Origin of the sequence: Mesoflavibacter sp. SCSIO 43206, from assembly GCF_019904215.1 — a bacterium.
Classification (GTDB): Bacteria; Bacteroidota; Bacteroidia; order Flavobacteriales; family Flavobacteriaceae; genus Mesoflavibacter; species Mesoflavibacter zeaxanthinifaciens.
On the sequence record NZ_CP063201.1, the window covers coordinates 1,840,159 to 1,856,567 of the forward strand.

The 16,409-nt window shown below is 34.0% G+C and carries 23 protein-coding genes; 21 read left to right on the forward strand and 2 right to left on the reverse strand.

Annotation, left to right across the window (positions count from 1 at the left end; translation table 11 throughout):
- Window positions 1-16 precede the first annotated feature (16 nt).
- Together INR78_RS08455 and INR78_RS08460 are read right to left on the reverse strand one after the other, a co-directional pair.
- Entirely contained in the window at window positions 17-3,319 is a 3,303-nt protein-coding gene (locus INR78_RS08455) for a SusC/RagA family TonB-linked outer membrane protein (RefSeq protein ID WP_223076182.1), read from the reverse strand.
- Between the two features lie 118 nt (window positions 3,320-3,437).
- Window positions 3,438-5,087, reverse strand: a complete 1,650-nt coding sequence (locus tag INR78_RS08460) for a hypothetical protein (RefSeq protein WP_223076183.1) — start codon at window positions 5,085-5,087, stop codon at window positions 3,438-3,440.
- Between the two features lie 220 nt (window positions 5,088-5,307).
- Here INR78_RS08460 and rpsL point away from each other — a divergent pair, with 220 nt between their 5' ends.
- The 21 genes from rpsL (at window position 5,308) to rplR (ending at window position 16,408) form a co-directional block, all read left to right on the forward strand.
- Window positions 5,308-5,682, forward strand: coding sequence for a 30S ribosomal protein S12 (rpsL, locus tag INR78_RS08465; RefSeq protein ID WP_008269190.1), 375 nt, complete (start codon window positions 5,308-5,310; stop codon window positions 5,680-5,682).
- Between the two features lie 22 nt (window positions 5,683-5,704).
- The gene (gene rpsG, locus INR78_RS08470) at window positions 5,705-6,181 is read left to right on the forward strand and encodes a 30S ribosomal protein S7 (protein ID WP_027880215.1); all 477 of its coding nucleotides are present in this window, start codon (window positions 5,705-5,707) and stop codon (window positions 6,179-6,181) included.
- 6 nt (window positions 6,182-6,187) lie between these two features.
- Window positions 6,188-8,314 (forward strand): elongation factor G, encoded by a 2,127-nt coding sequence (gene fusA / locus INR78_RS08475; protein ID WP_027880214.1) that lies wholly within the window; start codon window positions 6,188-6,190, stop codon window positions 8,312-8,314.
- Window positions 8,315-8,325: 11 nt separating this feature from the next.
- Window positions 8,326-8,631: a 30S ribosomal protein S10 gene (gene rpsJ, locus INR78_RS08480; RefSeq protein WP_010181931.1), complete on the forward strand. Its 306-nt coding sequence runs from the start codon at window positions 8,326-8,328 to the stop codon at window positions 8,629-8,631.
- A 146-nt stretch (window positions 8,632-8,777) separates the two neighbouring features.
- On the forward strand, window positions 8,778-9,395 hold the full coding sequence (rplC, locus tag INR78_RS08485; RefSeq protein WP_027880213.1) for a 50S ribosomal protein L3: 618 nt from the start codon (window positions 8,778-8,780) through the stop codon (window positions 9,393-9,395).
- Complete coding sequence (gene rplD / locus INR78_RS08490) at window positions 9,395-10,024, forward strand: 50S ribosomal protein L4 (RefSeq protein WP_106676759.1); 630 nt, start codon at window positions 9,395-9,397, stop codon at window positions 10,022-10,024. Before rplC ends, rplD begins: the two co-directional genes overlap by 1 nt.
- Before the next feature lie 8 nt (window positions 10,025-10,032).
- On the forward strand, window positions 10,033-10,323 hold the full coding sequence (gene rplW / locus INR78_RS08495) for a 50S ribosomal protein L23 (protein ID WP_027880211.1): 291 nt from the start codon (window positions 10,033-10,035) through the stop codon (window positions 10,321-10,323).
- Between the two features lie 10 nt (window positions 10,324-10,333).
- Window positions 10,334-11,158 (forward strand): 50S ribosomal protein L2, encoded by an 825-nt coding sequence (gene rplB / locus INR78_RS08500; RefSeq protein WP_027880210.1) that lies wholly within the window; start codon window positions 10,334-10,336, stop codon window positions 11,156-11,158.
- Window positions 11,159-11,164: 6 nt separating this feature from the next.
- Window positions 11,165-11,443, forward strand: coding sequence for a 30S ribosomal protein S19 (gene rpsS, locus INR78_RS08505; RefSeq protein ID WP_027880209.1), 279 nt, complete (start codon window positions 11,165-11,167; stop codon window positions 11,441-11,443).
- Between the two features lie 3 nt (window positions 11,444-11,446).
- Entirely contained in the window at window positions 11,447-11,854 is a 408-nt protein-coding gene (gene rplV, locus INR78_RS08510; RefSeq protein WP_027880208.1) for a 50S ribosomal protein L22, read from the forward strand.
- A gap of 7 nt (window positions 11,855-11,861) precedes the next feature.
- On the forward strand, window positions 11,862-12,581 hold the full coding sequence (rpsC, locus tag INR78_RS08515; protein ID WP_027880207.1) for a 30S ribosomal protein S3: 720 nt from the start codon (window positions 11,862-11,864) through the stop codon (window positions 12,579-12,581).
- A 20-nt stretch (window positions 12,582-12,601) separates the two neighbouring features.
- Window positions 12,602-13,021 (forward strand): 50S ribosomal protein L16, encoded by a 420-nt coding sequence (gene rplP / locus INR78_RS08520; protein ID WP_027880206.1) that lies wholly within the window; start codon window positions 12,602-12,604, stop codon window positions 13,019-13,021.
- A 12-nt stretch (window positions 13,022-13,033) separates the two neighbouring features.
- Window positions 13,034-13,225, forward strand: a complete 192-nt coding sequence (gene rpmC, locus INR78_RS08525) for a 50S ribosomal protein L29 (RefSeq protein ID WP_027880205.1) — start codon at window positions 13,034-13,036, stop codon at window positions 13,223-13,225.
- 12 nt (window positions 13,226-13,237) lie between these two features.
- Window positions 13,238-13,495 (forward strand): 30S ribosomal protein S17, encoded by a 258-nt coding sequence (rpsQ, locus tag INR78_RS08530; RefSeq protein ID WP_027880204.1) that lies wholly within the window; start codon window positions 13,238-13,240, stop codon window positions 13,493-13,495.
- A 2-nt stretch (window positions 13,496-13,497) separates the two neighbouring features.
- Entirely contained in the window at window positions 13,498-13,866 is a 369-nt protein-coding gene (gene rplN / locus INR78_RS08535) for a 50S ribosomal protein L14 (protein WP_027880203.1), read from the forward strand.
- 12 nt (window positions 13,867-13,878) lie between these two features.
- A complete protein-coding gene (rplX, locus tag INR78_RS08540; RefSeq protein ID WP_223076184.1) occupies window positions 13,879-14,190 on the forward strand; it encodes a 50S ribosomal protein L24 in 312 nt (103 codons plus the stop codon).
- Window positions 14,191-14,192: 2 nt separating this feature from the next.
- On the forward strand, window positions 14,193-14,744 hold the full coding sequence (rplE, locus tag INR78_RS08545) for a 50S ribosomal protein L5 (RefSeq protein ID WP_027880201.1): 552 nt from the start codon (window positions 14,193-14,195) through the stop codon (window positions 14,742-14,744).
- A 3-nt stretch (window positions 14,745-14,747) separates the two neighbouring features.
- Entirely contained in the window at window positions 14,748-15,017 is a 270-nt protein-coding gene (gene rpsN / locus INR78_RS08550; protein ID WP_027880200.1) for a 30S ribosomal protein S14, read from the forward strand.
- Window positions 15,018-15,080: 63 nt separating this feature from the next.
- The gene (rpsH, locus tag INR78_RS08555; protein WP_027880199.1) at window positions 15,081-15,479 is read left to right on the forward strand and encodes a 30S ribosomal protein S8; all 399 of its coding nucleotides are present in this window, start codon (window positions 15,081-15,083) and stop codon (window positions 15,477-15,479) included.
- A gap of 19 nt (window positions 15,480-15,498) precedes the next feature.
- Window positions 15,499-16,041, forward strand: a complete 543-nt coding sequence (gene rplF / locus INR78_RS08560; RefSeq protein WP_027880198.1) for a 50S ribosomal protein L6 — start codon at window positions 15,499-15,501, stop codon at window positions 16,039-16,041.
- A gap of 10 nt (window positions 16,042-16,051) precedes the next feature.
- Window positions 16,052-16,408 (forward strand): 50S ribosomal protein L18, encoded by a 357-nt coding sequence (gene rplR / locus INR78_RS08565; protein WP_027880197.1) that lies wholly within the window; start codon window positions 16,052-16,054, stop codon window positions 16,406-16,408.
- Window position 16,409 lies beyond the last annotated feature (1 nt).

A 16,409-nucleotide genomic window follows, 5' to 3' on the forward strand; every position in this document is an offset into this window, starting at 1 on the left:
ATTTCTTTTTTTTTGTTTAAAATTTAATTCTTGCACCAAAAGTTATAGTTGTTGCAGGTGCATAAATTTGTCTTCCTGAGTTTCCGTTTTCTCTAATAGATGGATTAAACCCTTCTCTCTTGGTCTTAATCATTAAGTTATCTCCAGAAACCCACAGGTTTAATGCATCAATACCTGATTTTGATATTAATTTGTTAGGTACAGTATATCCTATTCTAGCATTGTTAAGTGCTATGTAATCTGTGCTAATGATAAATCTTGATGAAGTCGAAGTACCATTAACAACAGCATTGTCAGCTAATAAAGGAACATCAGTTATGTCTCCTGGTTGTTGCCATCTATTAAGGATATCTGTGTGGTAGTTGTTACCAGCTGCACCAAAACGATCACTCATTAATTCAGCATATTGAGAGTCATAGGCATAACCACCTAAACTATAAGTGAATTGTGCAGAGAAATCAAAGTTTTTGAACGCTCCAGATAATCTAAACGCACCTCTTAAATCAGGTATAAAAGATTTGTCTAAATATACTTCTGTTGCATTAGCGTATGTTTTAGTAACAGTTCTTTTGATGTTAGCATTACCTACTTTTTGTTGATATTCAAAAAGAGATCCTGTTCCATTTAAAGATTCTTCAGTACCATTTCCAATGTAGAAGTTATCAGTTGATGTAGGTTCACCTGCATCTAAGACACCATTGTTATTTAAATCATCATAGTATTGGTACCATAATGGAGAACCATCTCCTGGATCAACACCAGCCCATTCTCTCATGTAGAAATCATAGATAGAGCTTCCTTTAGACCAAGCATATAAACCTTGAACATCAAGAATTTTTTCTTGACCAGTAGATACATCTATTGGCATTTTCTTAAATTCATTACTGATAATTTCTCCATTAGCAGATATATCTAATTGGAAATCTTTGTTTTTGATTATATGAGCAGTTACGTCAAATTCAAGACCACTGTTAGAAATTTCTCCATCATTAACTAAGATAGAAGCAAACCCGATAGAAGGACCTCTTCTTTGAGGGAAAAATAAGTTATCTGTATACTTATTATAATAATCAATATTAACATCTAAGAATCTAGATCTACCAATTGTAGATTCTATTCCAAACTGAGTCATTTTTGAAGTTTCCCAAGTTAAGTCAGGATTTCCAGGTCTAGTTTCTGGTAATGAAATTGCACCACCAACAAATTCTCTACTGTAGATTGTATAACCAGATACGTTAGAAACACCATCTTGGTCACCAGTAATACCGTAAGAACCTTTAAGCTTTAAGTAAGATATGTAACTATCTGCCATAAAGTCTTCAGCACTCATCACCCATGCTCCACCAATAGAACCGAATACACCCCATTTGTCATTTACAAATCGAGAAGATCCATCTGTTCTTAAAGAACCTGTTACATAGTACTTACCATTGTAGTTATAGTTAACTTGACCAAAGTAAGATTCGATTGCCGAACCAGTTGTGGTACCAATTGCAGGAGAAGTACTTTCTGCATAGTTAGACAGATTGTAGATGCCTGGTTGGTATACATTTTGCTTAAACTGTTGAGAAACATCAGATCTTTGCTCGTTAGATTCGTGTGCTACTAAAGCTTCTATAGAGTGATTTCCAAAAGTCTTGTTATATCTTAATAACTGTAAGAAACTTGTGTTCCAAAGTTGAGAGTCAGTAACCGTTAACGTACCGTTAGAGTTAGCTGCTATCGTATAATTGTTGTTACCTACGTTGTAGAATCTTTGGAACCTGTACTGAGCACCATATCTAATTTCAGCTTTTAAATCTTTAGTTATGTTTATATCAGTAGTGAAGTTTCCATTTAAGGCGTGGTTATCACCTCCGTTAAAATCTAAGATAGCAGAACCTACTGGGTTTAGTAAGTTTGCGTTTGGACGAGCTCTATCAAAGCCATTAGCTAAAGCTGTAGGAGATCCAAAGTCAAATTGAGCACCTCCATAAATTGGATCTGGAATTAATTCTCCAGTACCAGGATATCTTGCATAAACTGGATATATTGGCGCCATTTTATCAGCAAATTCAAATATGTTTTCTGATCCATCTGTTTGACCATTGTTAGTACTTTCAGAGTATGCATAGTTTACATTAGCTCCTACTTTTAACCAATCTTTGATATCTGTACTTAAGTTAATTAAACCAGTATATCTTTTGTAATCAGAATTTATGATATAACCTTCGTCATTAAGGTATCCTAAAGACACATAGTATCTTGATTTGTCGCTTCCACCACCCATTCTCAGGTTAGCTTCAGTTCTAATACCAGTACCAAACGATTCGTCTGCATATGATTCTGGAGTAAATAATCTGTTTACACCAGGTCTAACTGAACGTGTAACAGGGTCAATTAATTCTGCTCCTGTTGCAACATCCCACATGTTGTAACCAGCACCGATACCGTTATCTCCTAATAAGCGGTTGTTTGCAAATCCAACTGGATCTGGGTTGCCATCTACAACACCTCTGTTGTACAGTCCTTCCCATACAAGACCAACGTATTGTTCTGGAGAATCGATTACATCGTATCTAGGTATAATTTGGTTGTTGATACCTGTTTTTAAGTCAACTTCAATATAAGATTTATCAGTAGAAGTACCGCTTTTGGTATTAATAATTACAACACCATTAGCACCTCTAGAACCGTAGATTGCAGTTGCTGTAGCATCTTTTAAAACCGTTGTACTTTTGATATCAGAAGGGTTTATAGTGTTAAGAGCAAAAGTACCTTGTAAAGGAACTCCGTCTACAACATATAAAGGCGCTCTGTTTCCGTTAGGAGAACCAAAACCTCTAATTCTTATTGTACCAACAGTACCTGGCTGACCAGATGTGTTAATTACGTTAACACCAGCTACCTCACCTGTTAGAGCCTGAGTTACATTGGCAAAGTTTTTTGCTTCTAAAACTTCACTTTTTACAACTTTAGCTGTACCAGTGTTTGCTCTTTCTGTTGTAGTACCGTAACCAACTACGATAACTTCATCAAGAGTGTTGTCTGGTTCAAGAGTAACATCAATTTTGTTACTAGCTCCAACAGTTACTTCTTTGGTGCTATATCCAACATAACTGTATGTTAACACATCACCTGTACTTGTGCTGATAGAGTAATTACCATCAAAATCTGTTGTAGTTCCGTTAGATGTTCCTTTCACAGCTACTGTTGCCGATGGTAACGGTAAGCCATTTTCGTCAGAAACAACTCCTGAAACTGTTTTTTCTTGTGCAAAAGATAGTTGCACAACAAACGCTAGGAATAGCGTTAAAATTCCACTAAACTTTGTTTTCATTTTATAATTTATTTGAATTAGTCTACGCCAAAAATCATAATAAAAACTTAATTAAACAATAATTATGGGTTAAAATTTTGATTTTTTTATAAATATTTCCTAAAATCTTAATATTCGATTAGAATATTGCGGATAATTTAAGGTGTATCTTCGAATTATTTAATTTGAATGGTAATTCTTCATTTTTACCATTTGCATATACAAAACTTAATATTCCTGATTTAGTTAATATTCCAAAACCAAAACCAAATCCGTACAGGTTTTGATTTTGGTTTATAGTTTCGTTTTTAAATGTAGCTATATCAACAACGCTGTTAATATAAATGTTTGAGCTTAGATTATATCTGTATTCAGTATTTAGAAGGTAGTAGTTAGAGGCAATTATACTATTTTCAGAAAATCCTCTTATTGAGTTTATACCTCCAAACCGATATAATTCATTTTCTAAGTAATTACTAGAGGATAGTATTTCAGCTTTTCCTCTTAAATATAAACTATTTCTATCATTTAGACTAAAAATATGATTGGCGTCAATGCTTATTTTGTTCTGTTTTGTTTTATTGTTGTTGTCCCTAAAACCAGTTCCGTAAATTAAAGTAATATCAGTTTTGATTGGGAATAGGACATTACTTTGTCTTTTTAGATATTGATAACCAAAATTGGTAAATGTAGCGTTGTAGTTATCAATCAACGAATTATTAATCGTATTGTTAGAGGATAAGTTTGTGGAGTTGCTAGATTCTATGCCTCCAAAAAATAAATTCTCGCTATTAAGCTGGAAAGTGATATTCGCTTTTTGGGTTGTGTTTGAAAAGGTCGAATCTACTCTAACTATTTTTAATGCTGTATTTAAGCCAATTGGAGAATTGAATAAATAGGGTAGGTTGGCTTCAATGTTGAAATTTGTTTGATCAGATTCATCGCTTTTATAATTGATTAATAAGCCTTCTCCGTAATTAAGGTTATTGGTTAGTTTGATGTCTAAGTATCCATTAAATTTAATTTTATTTGTCTCTTCATTAGTTGTAAAACCAATAAAACCATCAAAAGCGTTGCTTTTAATTTTTTCTACATAAAGATAGAGTTGTGTTGAGTCTTTGCTAAATAAAATTTCTGGTTCTTTAATTTGATTAGAAAAGCTTAGATTGTTTAAGGCTTTTGTTTTTTTCTTTATTTCGGTTATACTAAAGTTGGTGTTCTGTTTTAATTTTAAGTAATGTTTTAAATATGACTTAGGGAAACTCTCATACCCTTTAACTATTATTTTATTAAGTTTTCTTTTCGAACCTTCAATGTTTATTTTTAAATCTGCTCTTAAACTGTTTTGATTTATGTTTGAAATATTTGAAAGTTTGATTGATAAAAAAGGGTAACCATCAGAAGATAATTTTTCAGTTAGATTTTCTAAGGTTTTTTCTAAATTTTTGTACTTTATAATAAGAGTGTCATTTGAGATTTTTTCTTTTAAACTCTTTTTAAACTTTTCATTAAAAATATTATTAGTGGATATGTAAATGGTTTCAATTTTATTTTTAAGATGAAATTTTGCAATAAATAAGTTTTTAGAAATCGAATCCAAGCTAATTAGTTCTGTGTTGATATAACCATCATTGATAAGATTGGTTCTAACTTTTTTTATTTCTTTTTCTATCGATATAATATCAGTATGTTGAATGTTGTATCCAATCTTATTGATAATTGAGGTCTCTGTACTGTCAACACCAATAATATTAAGTTTCTTGTCTTGTGAATAGCTTTTTGAAATCACAAGAAAAATTATGTAGAAAAAAATAAGTTTTAAACGCAAATTATTATGATGTTTTATTTGATGAGTAAAACTAACCTAAAAAGTTAATCATTTATAACTGAATTTTATAAAAAAGTAAATTCTATTGAAAATTAATGGTTTAAGATTTGAATTATTGATTTTAATTTCTACCTTTGCAGCCCTCTAAGAAGAGGTAACGAAAAAATTATATATAAATTATATGCCAACAATTTCACAATTAGTACGAAAAGGAAGAGCCAAAATAACCAAGAAGAGTAAATCGGCTGCTTTAGATTCGTGTCCTCAAAGACGTGGTGTATGTACTCGTGTTTATACAACGACACCAAAAAAACCTAACTCAGCAATGCGTAAGGTAGCAAGGGTTCGTTTAACAAACGGAAACGAGGTTAATGCATATATCGGTGGTGAAGGTCACAATTTACAAGAGCACTCGATAGTATTGGTTAGAGGTGGAAGGGTAAAAGATTTACCAGGAGTTAGATATCACATCGTTCGTGGTGCTTTAGACACAGCAGGTGTTGCAGGTAGAACACAACGTAGATCTAAGTATGGTGCAAAACGCCCTAAGAAGTAATTTAAAACTTTAAGAAGAAGACATGAGAAAAAGACAAGCGAAAAAAAGACCTCTTTTACCGGATCCTCGTTTTAATGATCAGTTAGTAACTAGATTTGTTAATATGATGATGTGGGATGGGAAAAAGTCTGTTGCTTTTAAGGTGTTTTATGATGCAATAGATATCGTAGACTCGAAAAAGACAGATGAAGAAAAAACAGCTTTAGAAATTTGGAAAGATGCTTTATCTAACGTTATGCCTCACGTAGAAGTGCGTAGTCGTCGTGTAGGAGGAGCAACATTTCAAATTCCTAATCCAATACGTGCAGATCGTAAAGTATCAACTGCAATGAAGTGGTTAATCAGCTACGCGCGTAAAAGAAATGAAAAATCTATGGCTTTAAAGCTAGCTTCAGAAATTTTAGCAGCTGCTAAAGAAGAAGGAGCGGCGGTTAAGAAGCGTATAGATACTCACAAAATGGCAGAAGCAAACAAAGCATTCTCTCACTTTAGATTTTAATAAGAAATGGCAAGAGATTTAAAATATACAAGAAACATAGGAATTGCAGCTCATATTGATGCAGGTAAAACTACAACAACAGAGCGTATTCTTTATTATACAGGAGTTTCTCATAAGATAGGAGAGGTACATGATGGTGCTGCTACTATGGACTGGATGGAGCAAGAGCAAGAAAGAGGTATTACAATTACTTCTGCTGCTACAACTTGTACGTGGAAGTTTCCAATGGAAAACGCACAACCATTACCAGAAACTAAAGATTATCACTTTAATATTATTGATACTCCTGGTCACGTTGATTTTACAGTAGAGGTAAATCGTTCTTTACGTGTATTAGACGGTTTAGTATTCTTATTTAGTGCAGTAGATGGTGTTGAGCCACAATCTGAAACTAACTGGAGACTTGCTGATAATTATAAAGTACCACGTATCGGATTTGTTAACAAAATGGACCGTCAAGGATCTAATTTCTTAGCGGTATGTCAACAAGTAAAAGATATGTTAAAGTCAAACGCTGTGCCAATCGTACTAAATATTGGTGATGAGGCAGACTTTAAAGGTATCATAGACTTAGTAAAAAACAGAGCTATCGTATGGCATGACGAAACTCAAGGGGCAACTTTTGATGTTATCGATATTCCAGAAGATATGAAAGAAGAAGCGCGTAAGTACCGTGCACTTTTAATTGAAGAAGTTGCAACTTACGACGAGAATCTTTTAGAAAAATTTATGGAAGATGAAGATTCTATTACAGAAGAAGAAGTGCATGCTGCGCTTAGAGCTGCTGTAATGGATATGGCTATAATACCAATGGTATGTGGTTCTTCTTTCAAAAATAAAGGTGTGCAGTTTTTATTAGATGCTGTATGTCGTTATTTGCCTTCTCCGTTAGATAGAGATAATATTGTAGGAACAGATCCTAATACAGGAGATTCTGTTGTGCGTAAACCAGATGCTAAAGATCCATTTTCAGCTTTAGCGTTTAAGATTGCTACAGATCCATTCGTAGGTCGTTTAGCATTCTTCCGTGCATATTCTGGTCGTTTAGATGCAGGTTCTTATGTGTTAAATAATCGTTCAGGTAAAAAAGAGCGTATCTCTCGTATTTACCAAATGCACTCTAATAAACAAAATGCAATCGATTTTATCGAAGCAGGAGATATTGGAGCAGCTGTAGGTTTTAAAGATATTAAAACAGGAGATACTTTATCATCAGAAAATGCACCAATCGTTTTAGAATCTATGGAATTCCCGGATCCAGTAATCGGTATCGCGGTAGAACCAAAGACTAAAGCAGATGTTGATAAATTAGGTATGGCTTTAGCTAAATTAGCTGAAGAAGATCCAACATTTACAGCAAGAACTGATGAAGCTTCAGGTCAAACAATTATATCTGGAATGGGTGAGCTTCACTTAGATATTATTGTAGATCGTTTAAAGCGTGAATTTAAAGTTGAAGTAAGTCAAGGTCAACCCCAAGTAGAGTACAAAGAAGCAGTTACACAACGTGCAGAACACAGAGAAGTTTATAAAAAGCAATCTGGAGGACGTGGTAAATTCGCAGACATTGTATTTACTTTAGAGCCAGCTGAAGAAGGAAAAGATGGTTTAGAATTTGTCTCTGAAATTAAAGGAGGTAACGTACCAAAAGAATTTGTTCCTTCAGTAGAAAAAGGATTTAAAGAGGCTATGAAAAATGGTCCATTAGCAGGATACGAAGTAGACGCTATGAAAGTGACTTTAACAGATGGATCTTACCACGATGTGGATTCTGATCAGTTATCGTTCGAATTAGCTGCTAAATTAGGTTTCAAAGCTGCTGCAAAAGCTGCAAAAGCTGTAATAATGGAACCAATAATGAAGTTAGAAGTTATCACTCCAGAAGAAAACATGGGTGATATCGTAGGAGACTTAAACCGTCGTAGAGGACAAGTTAGTGATATGGGTGACAGAGCAGGAGCTAAAACAGTAAAAGCAACTGTACCATTATCAGAAATGTTTGGATATGTAACTACATTAAGAACATTATCTTCAGGACGTGCAACTTCTACAATGGAATTTTCTCATTATGCAGAAACTCCATCTAACATTTCAGAAGAAGTAATAAAAGCTGCTAAAGGCGCTGAATCGTAAATCTTAAGAAAATGAGTCAAAAAATCAGAATAAAATTAAAGTCTTACGATCACAATTTAGTAGACAAGTCTGCTGAAAAGATTGTAAAAACAGTAAAAAGTACTGGTGCTGTAGTAACTGGACCAATTCCATTACCAACACACAAAAAGATTTTCACTGTATTACGTTCACCACACGTAAATAAGAAGTCTAGAGAACAATTTCAATTAAGCTCTTACAAGAGATTATTAGATATTTACTCTTCATCTTCTAAGACAATTGATGCTTTAATGAAGCTTGAATTACCAAGTGGAGTTGAAGTTGAAATTAAGGTGTAAGTAAGATTAAAATTCGTTTAAGGAATTTAAACGAAACATGTCCGGAGCTGCGAGCGAAGGAAAAACGGTAAAAATACAATTCAAGGCTGAAACGTATTTTTCAGCCTTGAGTTTTAATAAATAAATTAATAATTAAATAAATAAATATGTCTGGGTTAATTGGAAAAAAGATCGGTATGACCAGCATCTTTGATGAAAATGGAAAAAACATTCCATGTACAGTAATCGAAGCTGGACCATGTATCGTTACCCAAGTCAGAACTGAAGAAGTTGATGGCTACAATGCTGTACAATTAGGTTTCGATGACGCGACAGAAAAAAGTGCTACAAAAGCAGACTTAGGTCACGCTAAAAAAGCAGGTACTTCTGTAAAACGCAAACTTGTCGAATTTAAAGGTTTTGAGGAGGAGTACAAATTAGGTGATGCAATCACTGTAGATCACTTCGCTGAAGGTGAGTTTGTTGATGTTTCAGGAACATCAAAAGGAAAAGGATTTCAAGGAGTTGTTAAACGTCATGGTTTTGGCGGAGTAGGACAAGCTACTCATGGTCAACATAACCGTTTAAGAGCACCAGGATCTATTGGTGCTGCATCTTATCCTGCAAGAGTATTTAAAGGAATGCGTATGGCAGGTCGTATGGGTGGAGACTCAATTAAAGTTGAAAATTTAAGAGTTTTAAAAGTAGTTCCAGAAAAGAACTTACTTGTTGTTAAAGGTTGTGTACCTGGACACAAAAACGCTTATGTAATTATCAGAAAGTAATGAAAGTAGCAGTTTTAGATATAAACGGAAAAGAAACAGGAAGAAAGGCAGACCTTTCTGATGGTGTTTTTGCTATAGAGCCTAACAATCATGCTGTATATTTAGATGTAAAGCAATACCTAGCAAATCAAAGACAAGGTACGCATAAGTCTAAAGAAAGAGCAGAAATTGCAGGAAGTACTCGTAAAATTAAAAAGCAAAAGGGTACTGGTACTGCCAGAGCTGGTAGTATCAAATCAGGAGTGTTTAAAGGAGGAGGACGTATGTTCGGACCAAGACCAAGAAACTACTCTTTTAAATTAAATAAAAACTTAAAGCGTTTAGCGCGTAAGTCTGCATTAAGTATTAAGGCAAACGAGAAATCAATTATAGTTTTAGAAGACTTTAATTTTGACACTCCAAAGACTAAAAACTTTACAGCAATCTTAAACGCATTAAACCTACAAGACAAAAAATCATTGTTTGTCTTGGGTGCGTCAAATAATAATGTATATTTGTCGTCACGTAATTTAAAAGGGTCTGAAGTTGTAACTACCTCAGAATTAAACACTTATAAAATACTAAATGCAAATCAAGTTATTCTTTTAGAGGGTTCTTTAGAAGGAATTGAGTCGAACTTAAGTAAATAAGAAACAAAATGAGTATCTTAATTAAACCTATAATCACAGAAAAAGCAACTGCAAACAGTGAATTAAATAACTGTTACAGTTTCTTCGTGAACACAAAGGCGAACAAGGTAGAAATTAAAAAAGCAGTAGAAGCTGCTTATGGCGTTTCTGTAGAAAAAGTTCGTACTATAAATGTCCGTCCAGATAGAAATACTAAGTATACAAAAACTGGTATTCAACATGGTAAAACAAATGCAATGAAAAAAGCAATTGTACAACTGGCGGAAGGTGAAATGATTGATTTATACACTAACATGTAATTAAAGACAAATGTCAGTAAGAAAATTAAAACCAATCACACCAGGTCAGCGATTTAGAGTAGTAAACGGGTTTGACGCCGTTACTACTGACAAGCCGGAGAAAAGTTTATTAGCTCCGAAAAAAAGATCAGGTGGTAGAAACAGTCAAGGACGTATGACTATGCGCTACAAAGGTGGTGGTCATAAAAGAAGGTATCGTATTATCGATTTTAAAAGAACTAAAGTGGGTGTTCCTGCTGAAGTTGCTTCGATCCAATACGACCCAAACAGAACAGCGTTTATTGCTTTATTAAACTATCAAGATGGTGAAAAAGCATATATTATAGCTCAAAATGGATTAAAAGTTGGGCAAACTGTTGTTTCTGGTGAAACTGCATCTCCTGAAATTGGAAATGCTATGCCATTAGCTAATATACCATTAGGTACAATTATTTCTTGTGTAGAGTTAAGACCTGGTCAAGGTGCTGTTATGGCACGTAGTGCTGGTGCTTTTGCACAATTAATGGCAAAGGATGGTAAATTTGTTACGATCAAATTACCTTCAGGAGAAACTAGATTAATCTTGTCTACATGTATGGCTACAATTGGAGCTGTATCTAACTCAGATCATCAATTATTAGTTTCTGGTAAAGCAGGACGTAGTAGATGGTTAGGAAGACGTCCAAGAACAAGACCTGTAGTAATGAACCCAGTTGATCACCCAATGGGAGGTGGTGAAGGTAAGTCTGCAGGTGGACATCCACGTTCTAGAAACGGTGTGCCTGCTAAAGGTTACAGAACCCGTTCTAAAACAAAAGCAAGTAACAAGTACATTGTAGAACGTAGAAAGAAATAATAAGACATGGCAAGATCATTAAAAAAAGGACCTTACGTTCATTATAAATTAGAAAAGAAAGTAGCTGCTAATGTAGAAGCTAACAAAAAAACTGTAATCAAAACATGGTCAAGAGCTAGTATGATTACACCTGATTTTGTTGGTCAAACAATCGCAGTACATAACGGTCGTCAGTTTGTTCCAGTTTATGTTACAGAAAACATGGTTGGACATAAATTAGGAGAATTTTCACCAACAAGATCTTTTAGAGGACATGCTGGTGCTAAAAATAAAGGAAAAAAGTAAGCTATGGGAAGTCGTAAAAAACAAATGGCAGACGCTATTAAGGATGCAAAAAAGCAAGTAGCTTTTGCAAAACTTAATAACTGTCCTACGTCACCAAGAAAAATGCGTTTAGTTGCTGATTTAGTTAGAGGTGAACGCGTAGAGAAAGCACTTAATATTTTAAAGTTTAGCCAAAAAGAAGCTTCAAATCGTTTAGAAAAATTATTATTATCTGCGATAGCTAATTGGCAAGCAAAAAATGAAGATGCTAGTATAGAAGATGCTGAACTTTTTGTTCAAGAGATAAGAGTTGATGGTGGATCTATGTTAAAAAGATTAAGACCAGCTCCTCAAGGACGTGCACACAGAATAAGAAAACGCTCAAACCACGTAACAATCGTAGTAGGAGCTAACAATAATACACAAAGCTAAGATAGATATGGGACAAAAAACAAATCCAATCGGAAATCGCTTAGGAATTATCAGAGGATGGGAATCTAACTGGTACGGAGGAAACGATTATGGTGATAAACTTGCCGAAGACGATAAGATAAGAAAGTATGTTTATGCTCGTTTATCTAAAGCTAGTGTGTCAAGAGTAATTATCGAAAGAACTCTTAAACTTGTAACCGTTACTATCACTACTGCTAGACCTGGTATTATTATCGGTAAAGGCGGTCAAGAGGTAGACAAGTTAAAAGAAGAGCTTAAGAAAATTACAGGAAAAGAAGTTCAGATTAATATTTTTGAAATAAAAAGACCTGAACTAGATGCGTTTTTAGTTGCATCAAGTATTGCTCGCCAAATAGAAAATCGTATTTCTTACAGAAGAGCAATTAAAATGGCTATTGCTGCAACAATGCGTATGAATGCAGAAGGAATTAAAGTTCAAATTAGTGGTCGTTTAAATGGTGCTGAAATGGCACGTTCAGAACACTATAAAGAGGGACGTATTCCTTTATCAACTTTTAGAGCCGATATTGACTATGCTTTAGTTGAAGCACACACTACCTATGGTAGACTAGGTGTTAAGGTATGGATCATGAAAGGTGAAGTATATGGAAAAAGAGAGCTTTCTCCTCTTGTTGGATTATCTAAGAAGCAAGGAAAAGGTGGTCGTGGTGGAAAGAGAGATAATAAATCACGTCGTAGAAAGTAATTTTTTAAAGCACAGAAAAAATGTTACAGCCTAAAAGAACAAAATTTAGAAAACAACAAAAGGGACGTATGAAAGGGAACTCTGGTAGAGGTCACCAATTATCTTACGGAACTTTTGGAATAAAATCATTAGATTCTAACTTTCTAACTTCACGTCAAATTGAAGCAGCTCGTATTGCAGCTACTCGTTACATGAAAAGAGAAGGGCAATTATGGATTAAAATATTTCCAGACAAGCCTATCACAAAGAAACCTCTTGAAGTACGTATGGGTAAAGGTAAAGGTGCTGTAGAATATTGGGCGGCTGTTGTTAAACCAGGAAGAATCTTATTTGAAGTTGGAGGTGTGCCTTTAGACGTTGCTAAAGAAGCATTAAGACTTGCAGCTCAAAAATTACCAGTAAAAACTAAGTTTGTAATCGCTAGAGATTACGAAGCATAATTAATTAATATTATGAAACAGTCAGAAATTAAAGAATTATCTGTAGCTGAGTTACAAGAGAAACTTAGTGAAACAAAAAAGAGCTATGTAGATTTAAAAATGGCTCATGCAGTCTCTCCTTTAGAGAATCCTATTCAATTACGTTCAGTAAGACGTGATGTTGCTAGAATAGCTACGGAATTAACTAAAAGAGATTTAAAATAATTCTGCTTAAAGATGGAAAATAGAAATTTAAGAAAAGAGCGTATAGGTGTAGTTACTAGTAACAAAATGCAGAAGTCAATTGTGGTTTCTGAGGTTAAAAAAGTAAAACACCCAATGTACGGAAAGTTCGTATTAAAGACTAAAAAATACGTAGCACACGACGAGACAAATGATTGTAACATTGGTGATACTGTAAAGATCATGGAAACAAGACCTTTAAGTAAATCTAAATGTTGGAGATTAGTTGAAATAATTGAAAGAGCGAAGTAATTATGGTACAACAAGAATCAAGATTAAAAGTAGCAGACAACACTGGAGCAAAAGAAGTATTAACTATTCGTGTTCTAGGTGGTACTAAAAGAAGATATGCTTCTGTAGGAGACAAAATTGTCGTTTCAGTAAAAGATGCAACTCCTAACGGAAACGTTAAAAAAGGAGCTGTTTCTACTGCAGTAGTTGTTCGTACCAAAAAAGAAGTTAGACGTCCAGATGGATCTTATATTAGATTTGACGATAACGCATGTGTTTTATTAAATCCAACAGGAGAAATGAGAGGAACACGTGTATTTGGACCTGTAGCTAGAGAACTTCGTGATAAACAATTCATGAAAATTGTATCATTAGCACCAGAGGTGCTTTAATTGATAAATAAGATGGCAAAGCTTAAAATAAAAACAGGAGATACCGTAAAAGTTATAGCAGGTGATCATAAAGGATCTGAAGGTATAGTACAAAAAGTGCTTATCGAAAAAAACAAAGCTATAGTAGAAGGCGTGAACATGGTTAAGAAACATACTAAACCAAGTGCACAAAACCCTCAAGGTGGTATTGTAGAAAAAGAAGCACCAATTAACATTTCAAACTTATCATTGTTAACTTCTAAAGGAGAAACAACTAGAGTAGGTTATAGAATGGAAGGTGATAAAAAAGTAAGATTTTCTAAAAAATCTAATGAAGTATTATAGTTATGGGATATTCACCGAGACTAAAAGAAGAGTATAAAAGCAAAGTAATTGCAGCTCTTACAGAAGAATTTGGATATAGTAACGTTATGCAAGTACCAAAGCTAGAAAAAATAGTGCTTTCTAGAGGTGTTGGTGCTGCAGTAGCAGATAAAAAATTAGTAGACCACGCAGTAGAAGAATTAACAACTATTACTGGTCAAAAAGCTGTTGCTACTATGTCTAAAAAGGATGTTGCGTCTTTCAAATTACGTAAAGGAATGCCAATCGGAGCAAAAGTTACTTTACGTGGAGAAAGAATGTATGAGTTTTTAGACCGTTTAATCACTACAGCGTTACCACGTGTAAGAGATTTTAACGGAATTAAGGCTACAGGTTTTGACGGAAGAGGTAACTACAACCTAGGAGTTACTGAACAAATTATATTTCCAGAAATAAATATCGATAAAGTTAATAAAATTGACGGAATGGATATTACATTTGTAACTTCTGCTGAAACTGATAAAGAAGCAAAATCATTATTAACAGAATTAGGATTGCCTTTTCAAAAAAACTAAATTATGGCTAAAGAATCAATGAAAGCCCGTGAGGTTAAAAGAGCAAAAACAGTAGCTAAATATGCTGAGAAACGTAAAGCTTTAAAAGAAGCTGGAGATTACGAAGCATTACAGAAGTTACCTAAAAATGCCTCTCCGGTTCGTATGCACAATAGATGTAAACTTACAGGAAGACCAAAAGGATACATGCGTACTTTTGGTATCTCTCGTGTAATGTTTAGAGAAATGGCAAACAAAGGTTTAATACCAGGTGTTAAAAAAGCAAGTTGGTAAAATTATTATAAATTGGATTAAGGTTTGCAATAGTGCAAAAACCAAGTCCGCAAATTAATACATATGTATACAGATCCAATAGCAGATTATTTAACTAGAATTAGAAACGCTGTGCGTGCTAATCATAGAGTAGTTGAAATCCCTGCTTCAAATTTAAAAAAGGATATAACTAAAATATTATTCGATCAAGGATATATTTTAAGTTATAAATTTGATGACTCTTCAGTACAAGGAACTATCAAGATAGCTCTTAAGTACAATAAAGAGACAAAAGAGCCAGTAATTAGAAAAATTCAAAGAATTAGTAAACCTGGTTTACGTAAGTACTCAGGTTCTAAAGAAATGCCAAGAATTCTTAACGGTTTAGGTATTGCAATTGTTTCTACTTCTCACGGAGTAATGACAGGTAAACAAGCCCAAAGAGAGAATGTAGGTGGCGAAGTTTTATGTTACGTTTACTAATTAAAAATCCAGAAAGAAAATGTCAAGAATAGGAAATAATCCAGTTGCCATTCCAGAAGGAGTAACTGTAACAGTAAAAGATAATACAATTACGGTAAAAGGAAAATTAGGGGAATTAACTCAAGATTTTGATACTGTAGAAGTAAAAGTAGAAGAAGGAAACGTATTAGTAACACGTTCTGCAGAAACTAAACAACATAAAGCTAAGCACGGTTTATACCGTTCTTTGATCAATAATATGATTGAAGGAGTATCTAAAGGATGGACTAAAGAACTAGAGTTAGTCGGAGTAGGATACAGAGCAAGTAACCAAGGTAATGTTTTAGAATTAGCCTTAGGTTTTTCTCACAATATAGTGATGAGTTTAGCACCAGAAATTAAAGTTGAAACAGTTTCTGAAAAAGGTAAAAATCCAATTATTAAACTTTCATCTTTTGATAAGCAATTAGTAGGTCAAGTAGCTGCTAAGATCAGAGGATTCAGAAAGCCTGAACCATACAAAGGAAAAGGTATTAAGTTTGTTGGAGAAGAATTAAGAAGAAAAGCTGGTAAATCAGCATAATAATTTAGTTATGGCGTTAACAAAATCACAAAGAAGATCAAGAATAAAAAGCAGAATTCGTAAGATTGTTTCTGGTACAGAAGCAAGACCGAGATTATCTGTTTTCAGAAGTAATAAAGAAATTTATGCTCAAATAGTAGATGACGTTACAGGTAAAACACTAGTAGCTGCATCTTCAAGAGATAAAGATATTAGTTCTTCAAAAGGTAATAAAGTTGAAATAGCTGCATTAGTAGGTAAGTCTATCGCTGAAAAAGCCTTAAAGGCTGGTGTTGAAACTATTTCTTTTGATAGAGGTGGTTATTTATATCACGGAAGAGTAAAATCATTAGCTGAAGGAGCTAGAGAAGGAGGACTTAAATTCTAAG

Excerpts from the sequence above, each read along its gene's own strand:
- INR78_RS08455 (WP_223076182.1), bottom strand. The coding sequence starts at position 3,319 with ATGAAAACAAAGTTTAGTGGAATTTTAACGCTATTCCTAGCGTTTGTT.
- rpsL (WP_008269190.1), top strand. The coding sequence starts at position 5,308 with ATGCCAACAATTTCACAATTAGTACGAAAAGGAAGAGCCAAAATAACC.
- rpsG (WP_027880215.1), top strand. The coding sequence starts at position 5,705 with ATGAGAAAAAGACAAGCGAAAAAAAGACCTCTTTTACCGGATCCTCGT.
- fusA (WP_027880214.1), top strand. The coding sequence starts at position 6,188 with ATGGCAAGAGATTTAAAATATACAAGAAACATAGGAATTGCAGCTCAT.
- rpsJ (WP_010181931.1), top strand. The coding sequence starts at position 8,326 with ATGAGTCAAAAAATCAGAATAAAATTAAAGTCTTACGATCACAATTTA.
- rplC (WP_027880213.1), top strand. The coding sequence starts at position 8,778 with ATGTCTGGGTTAATTGGAAAAAAGATCGGTATGACCAGCATCTTTGAT.
- rplD (WP_106676759.1), top strand. The coding sequence starts at position 9,395 with ATGAAAGTAGCAGTTTTAGATATAAACGGAAAAGAAACAGGAAGAAAG.
- rplW (WP_027880211.1), top strand. The coding sequence starts at position 10,033 with ATGAGTATCTTAATTAAACCTATAATCACAGAAAAAGCAACTGCAAAC.
- rplB (WP_027880210.1), top strand. The coding sequence starts at position 10,334 with ATGTCAGTAAGAAAATTAAAACCAATCACACCAGGTCAGCGATTTAGA.
- rpsS (WP_027880209.1), top strand. The coding sequence starts at position 11,165 with ATGGCAAGATCATTAAAAAAAGGACCTTACGTTCATTATAAATTAGAA.
- rplV (WP_027880208.1), top strand. The coding sequence starts at position 11,447 with ATGGGAAGTCGTAAAAAACAAATGGCAGACGCTATTAAGGATGCAAAA.
- rpsC (WP_027880207.1), top strand. The coding sequence starts at position 11,862 with ATGGGACAAAAAACAAATCCAATCGGAAATCGCTTAGGAATTATCAGA.
- rplP (WP_027880206.1), top strand. The coding sequence starts at position 12,602 with ATGTTACAGCCTAAAAGAACAAAATTTAGAAAACAACAAAAGGGACGT.
- rpmC (WP_027880205.1), top strand. The coding sequence starts at position 13,034 with ATGAAACAGTCAGAAATTAAAGAATTATCTGTAGCTGAGTTACAAGAG.
- rpsQ (WP_027880204.1), top strand. The coding sequence starts at position 13,238 with ATGGAAAATAGAAATTTAAGAAAAGAGCGTATAGGTGTAGTTACTAGT.
- rplN (WP_027880203.1), top strand. The coding sequence starts at position 13,498 with ATGGTACAACAAGAATCAAGATTAAAAGTAGCAGACAACACTGGAGCA.
- rplX (WP_223076184.1), top strand. The coding sequence starts at position 13,879 with ATGGCAAAGCTTAAAATAAAAACAGGAGATACCGTAAAAGTTATAGCA.
- rplE (WP_027880201.1), top strand. The coding sequence starts at position 14,193 with ATGGGATATTCACCGAGACTAAAAGAAGAGTATAAAAGCAAAGTAATT.
- rpsN (WP_027880200.1), top strand. The coding sequence starts at position 14,748 with ATGGCTAAAGAATCAATGAAAGCCCGTGAGGTTAAAAGAGCAAAAACA.
- rpsH (WP_027880199.1), top strand. The coding sequence starts at position 15,081 with ATGTATACAGATCCAATAGCAGATTATTTAACTAGAATTAGAAACGCT.
- rplF (WP_027880198.1), top strand. The coding sequence starts at position 15,499 with ATGTCAAGAATAGGAAATAATCCAGTTGCCATTCCAGAAGGAGTAACT.
- rplR (WP_027880197.1), top strand. The coding sequence starts at position 16,052 with ATGGCGTTAACAAAATCACAAAGAAGATCAAGAATAAAAAGCAGAATT.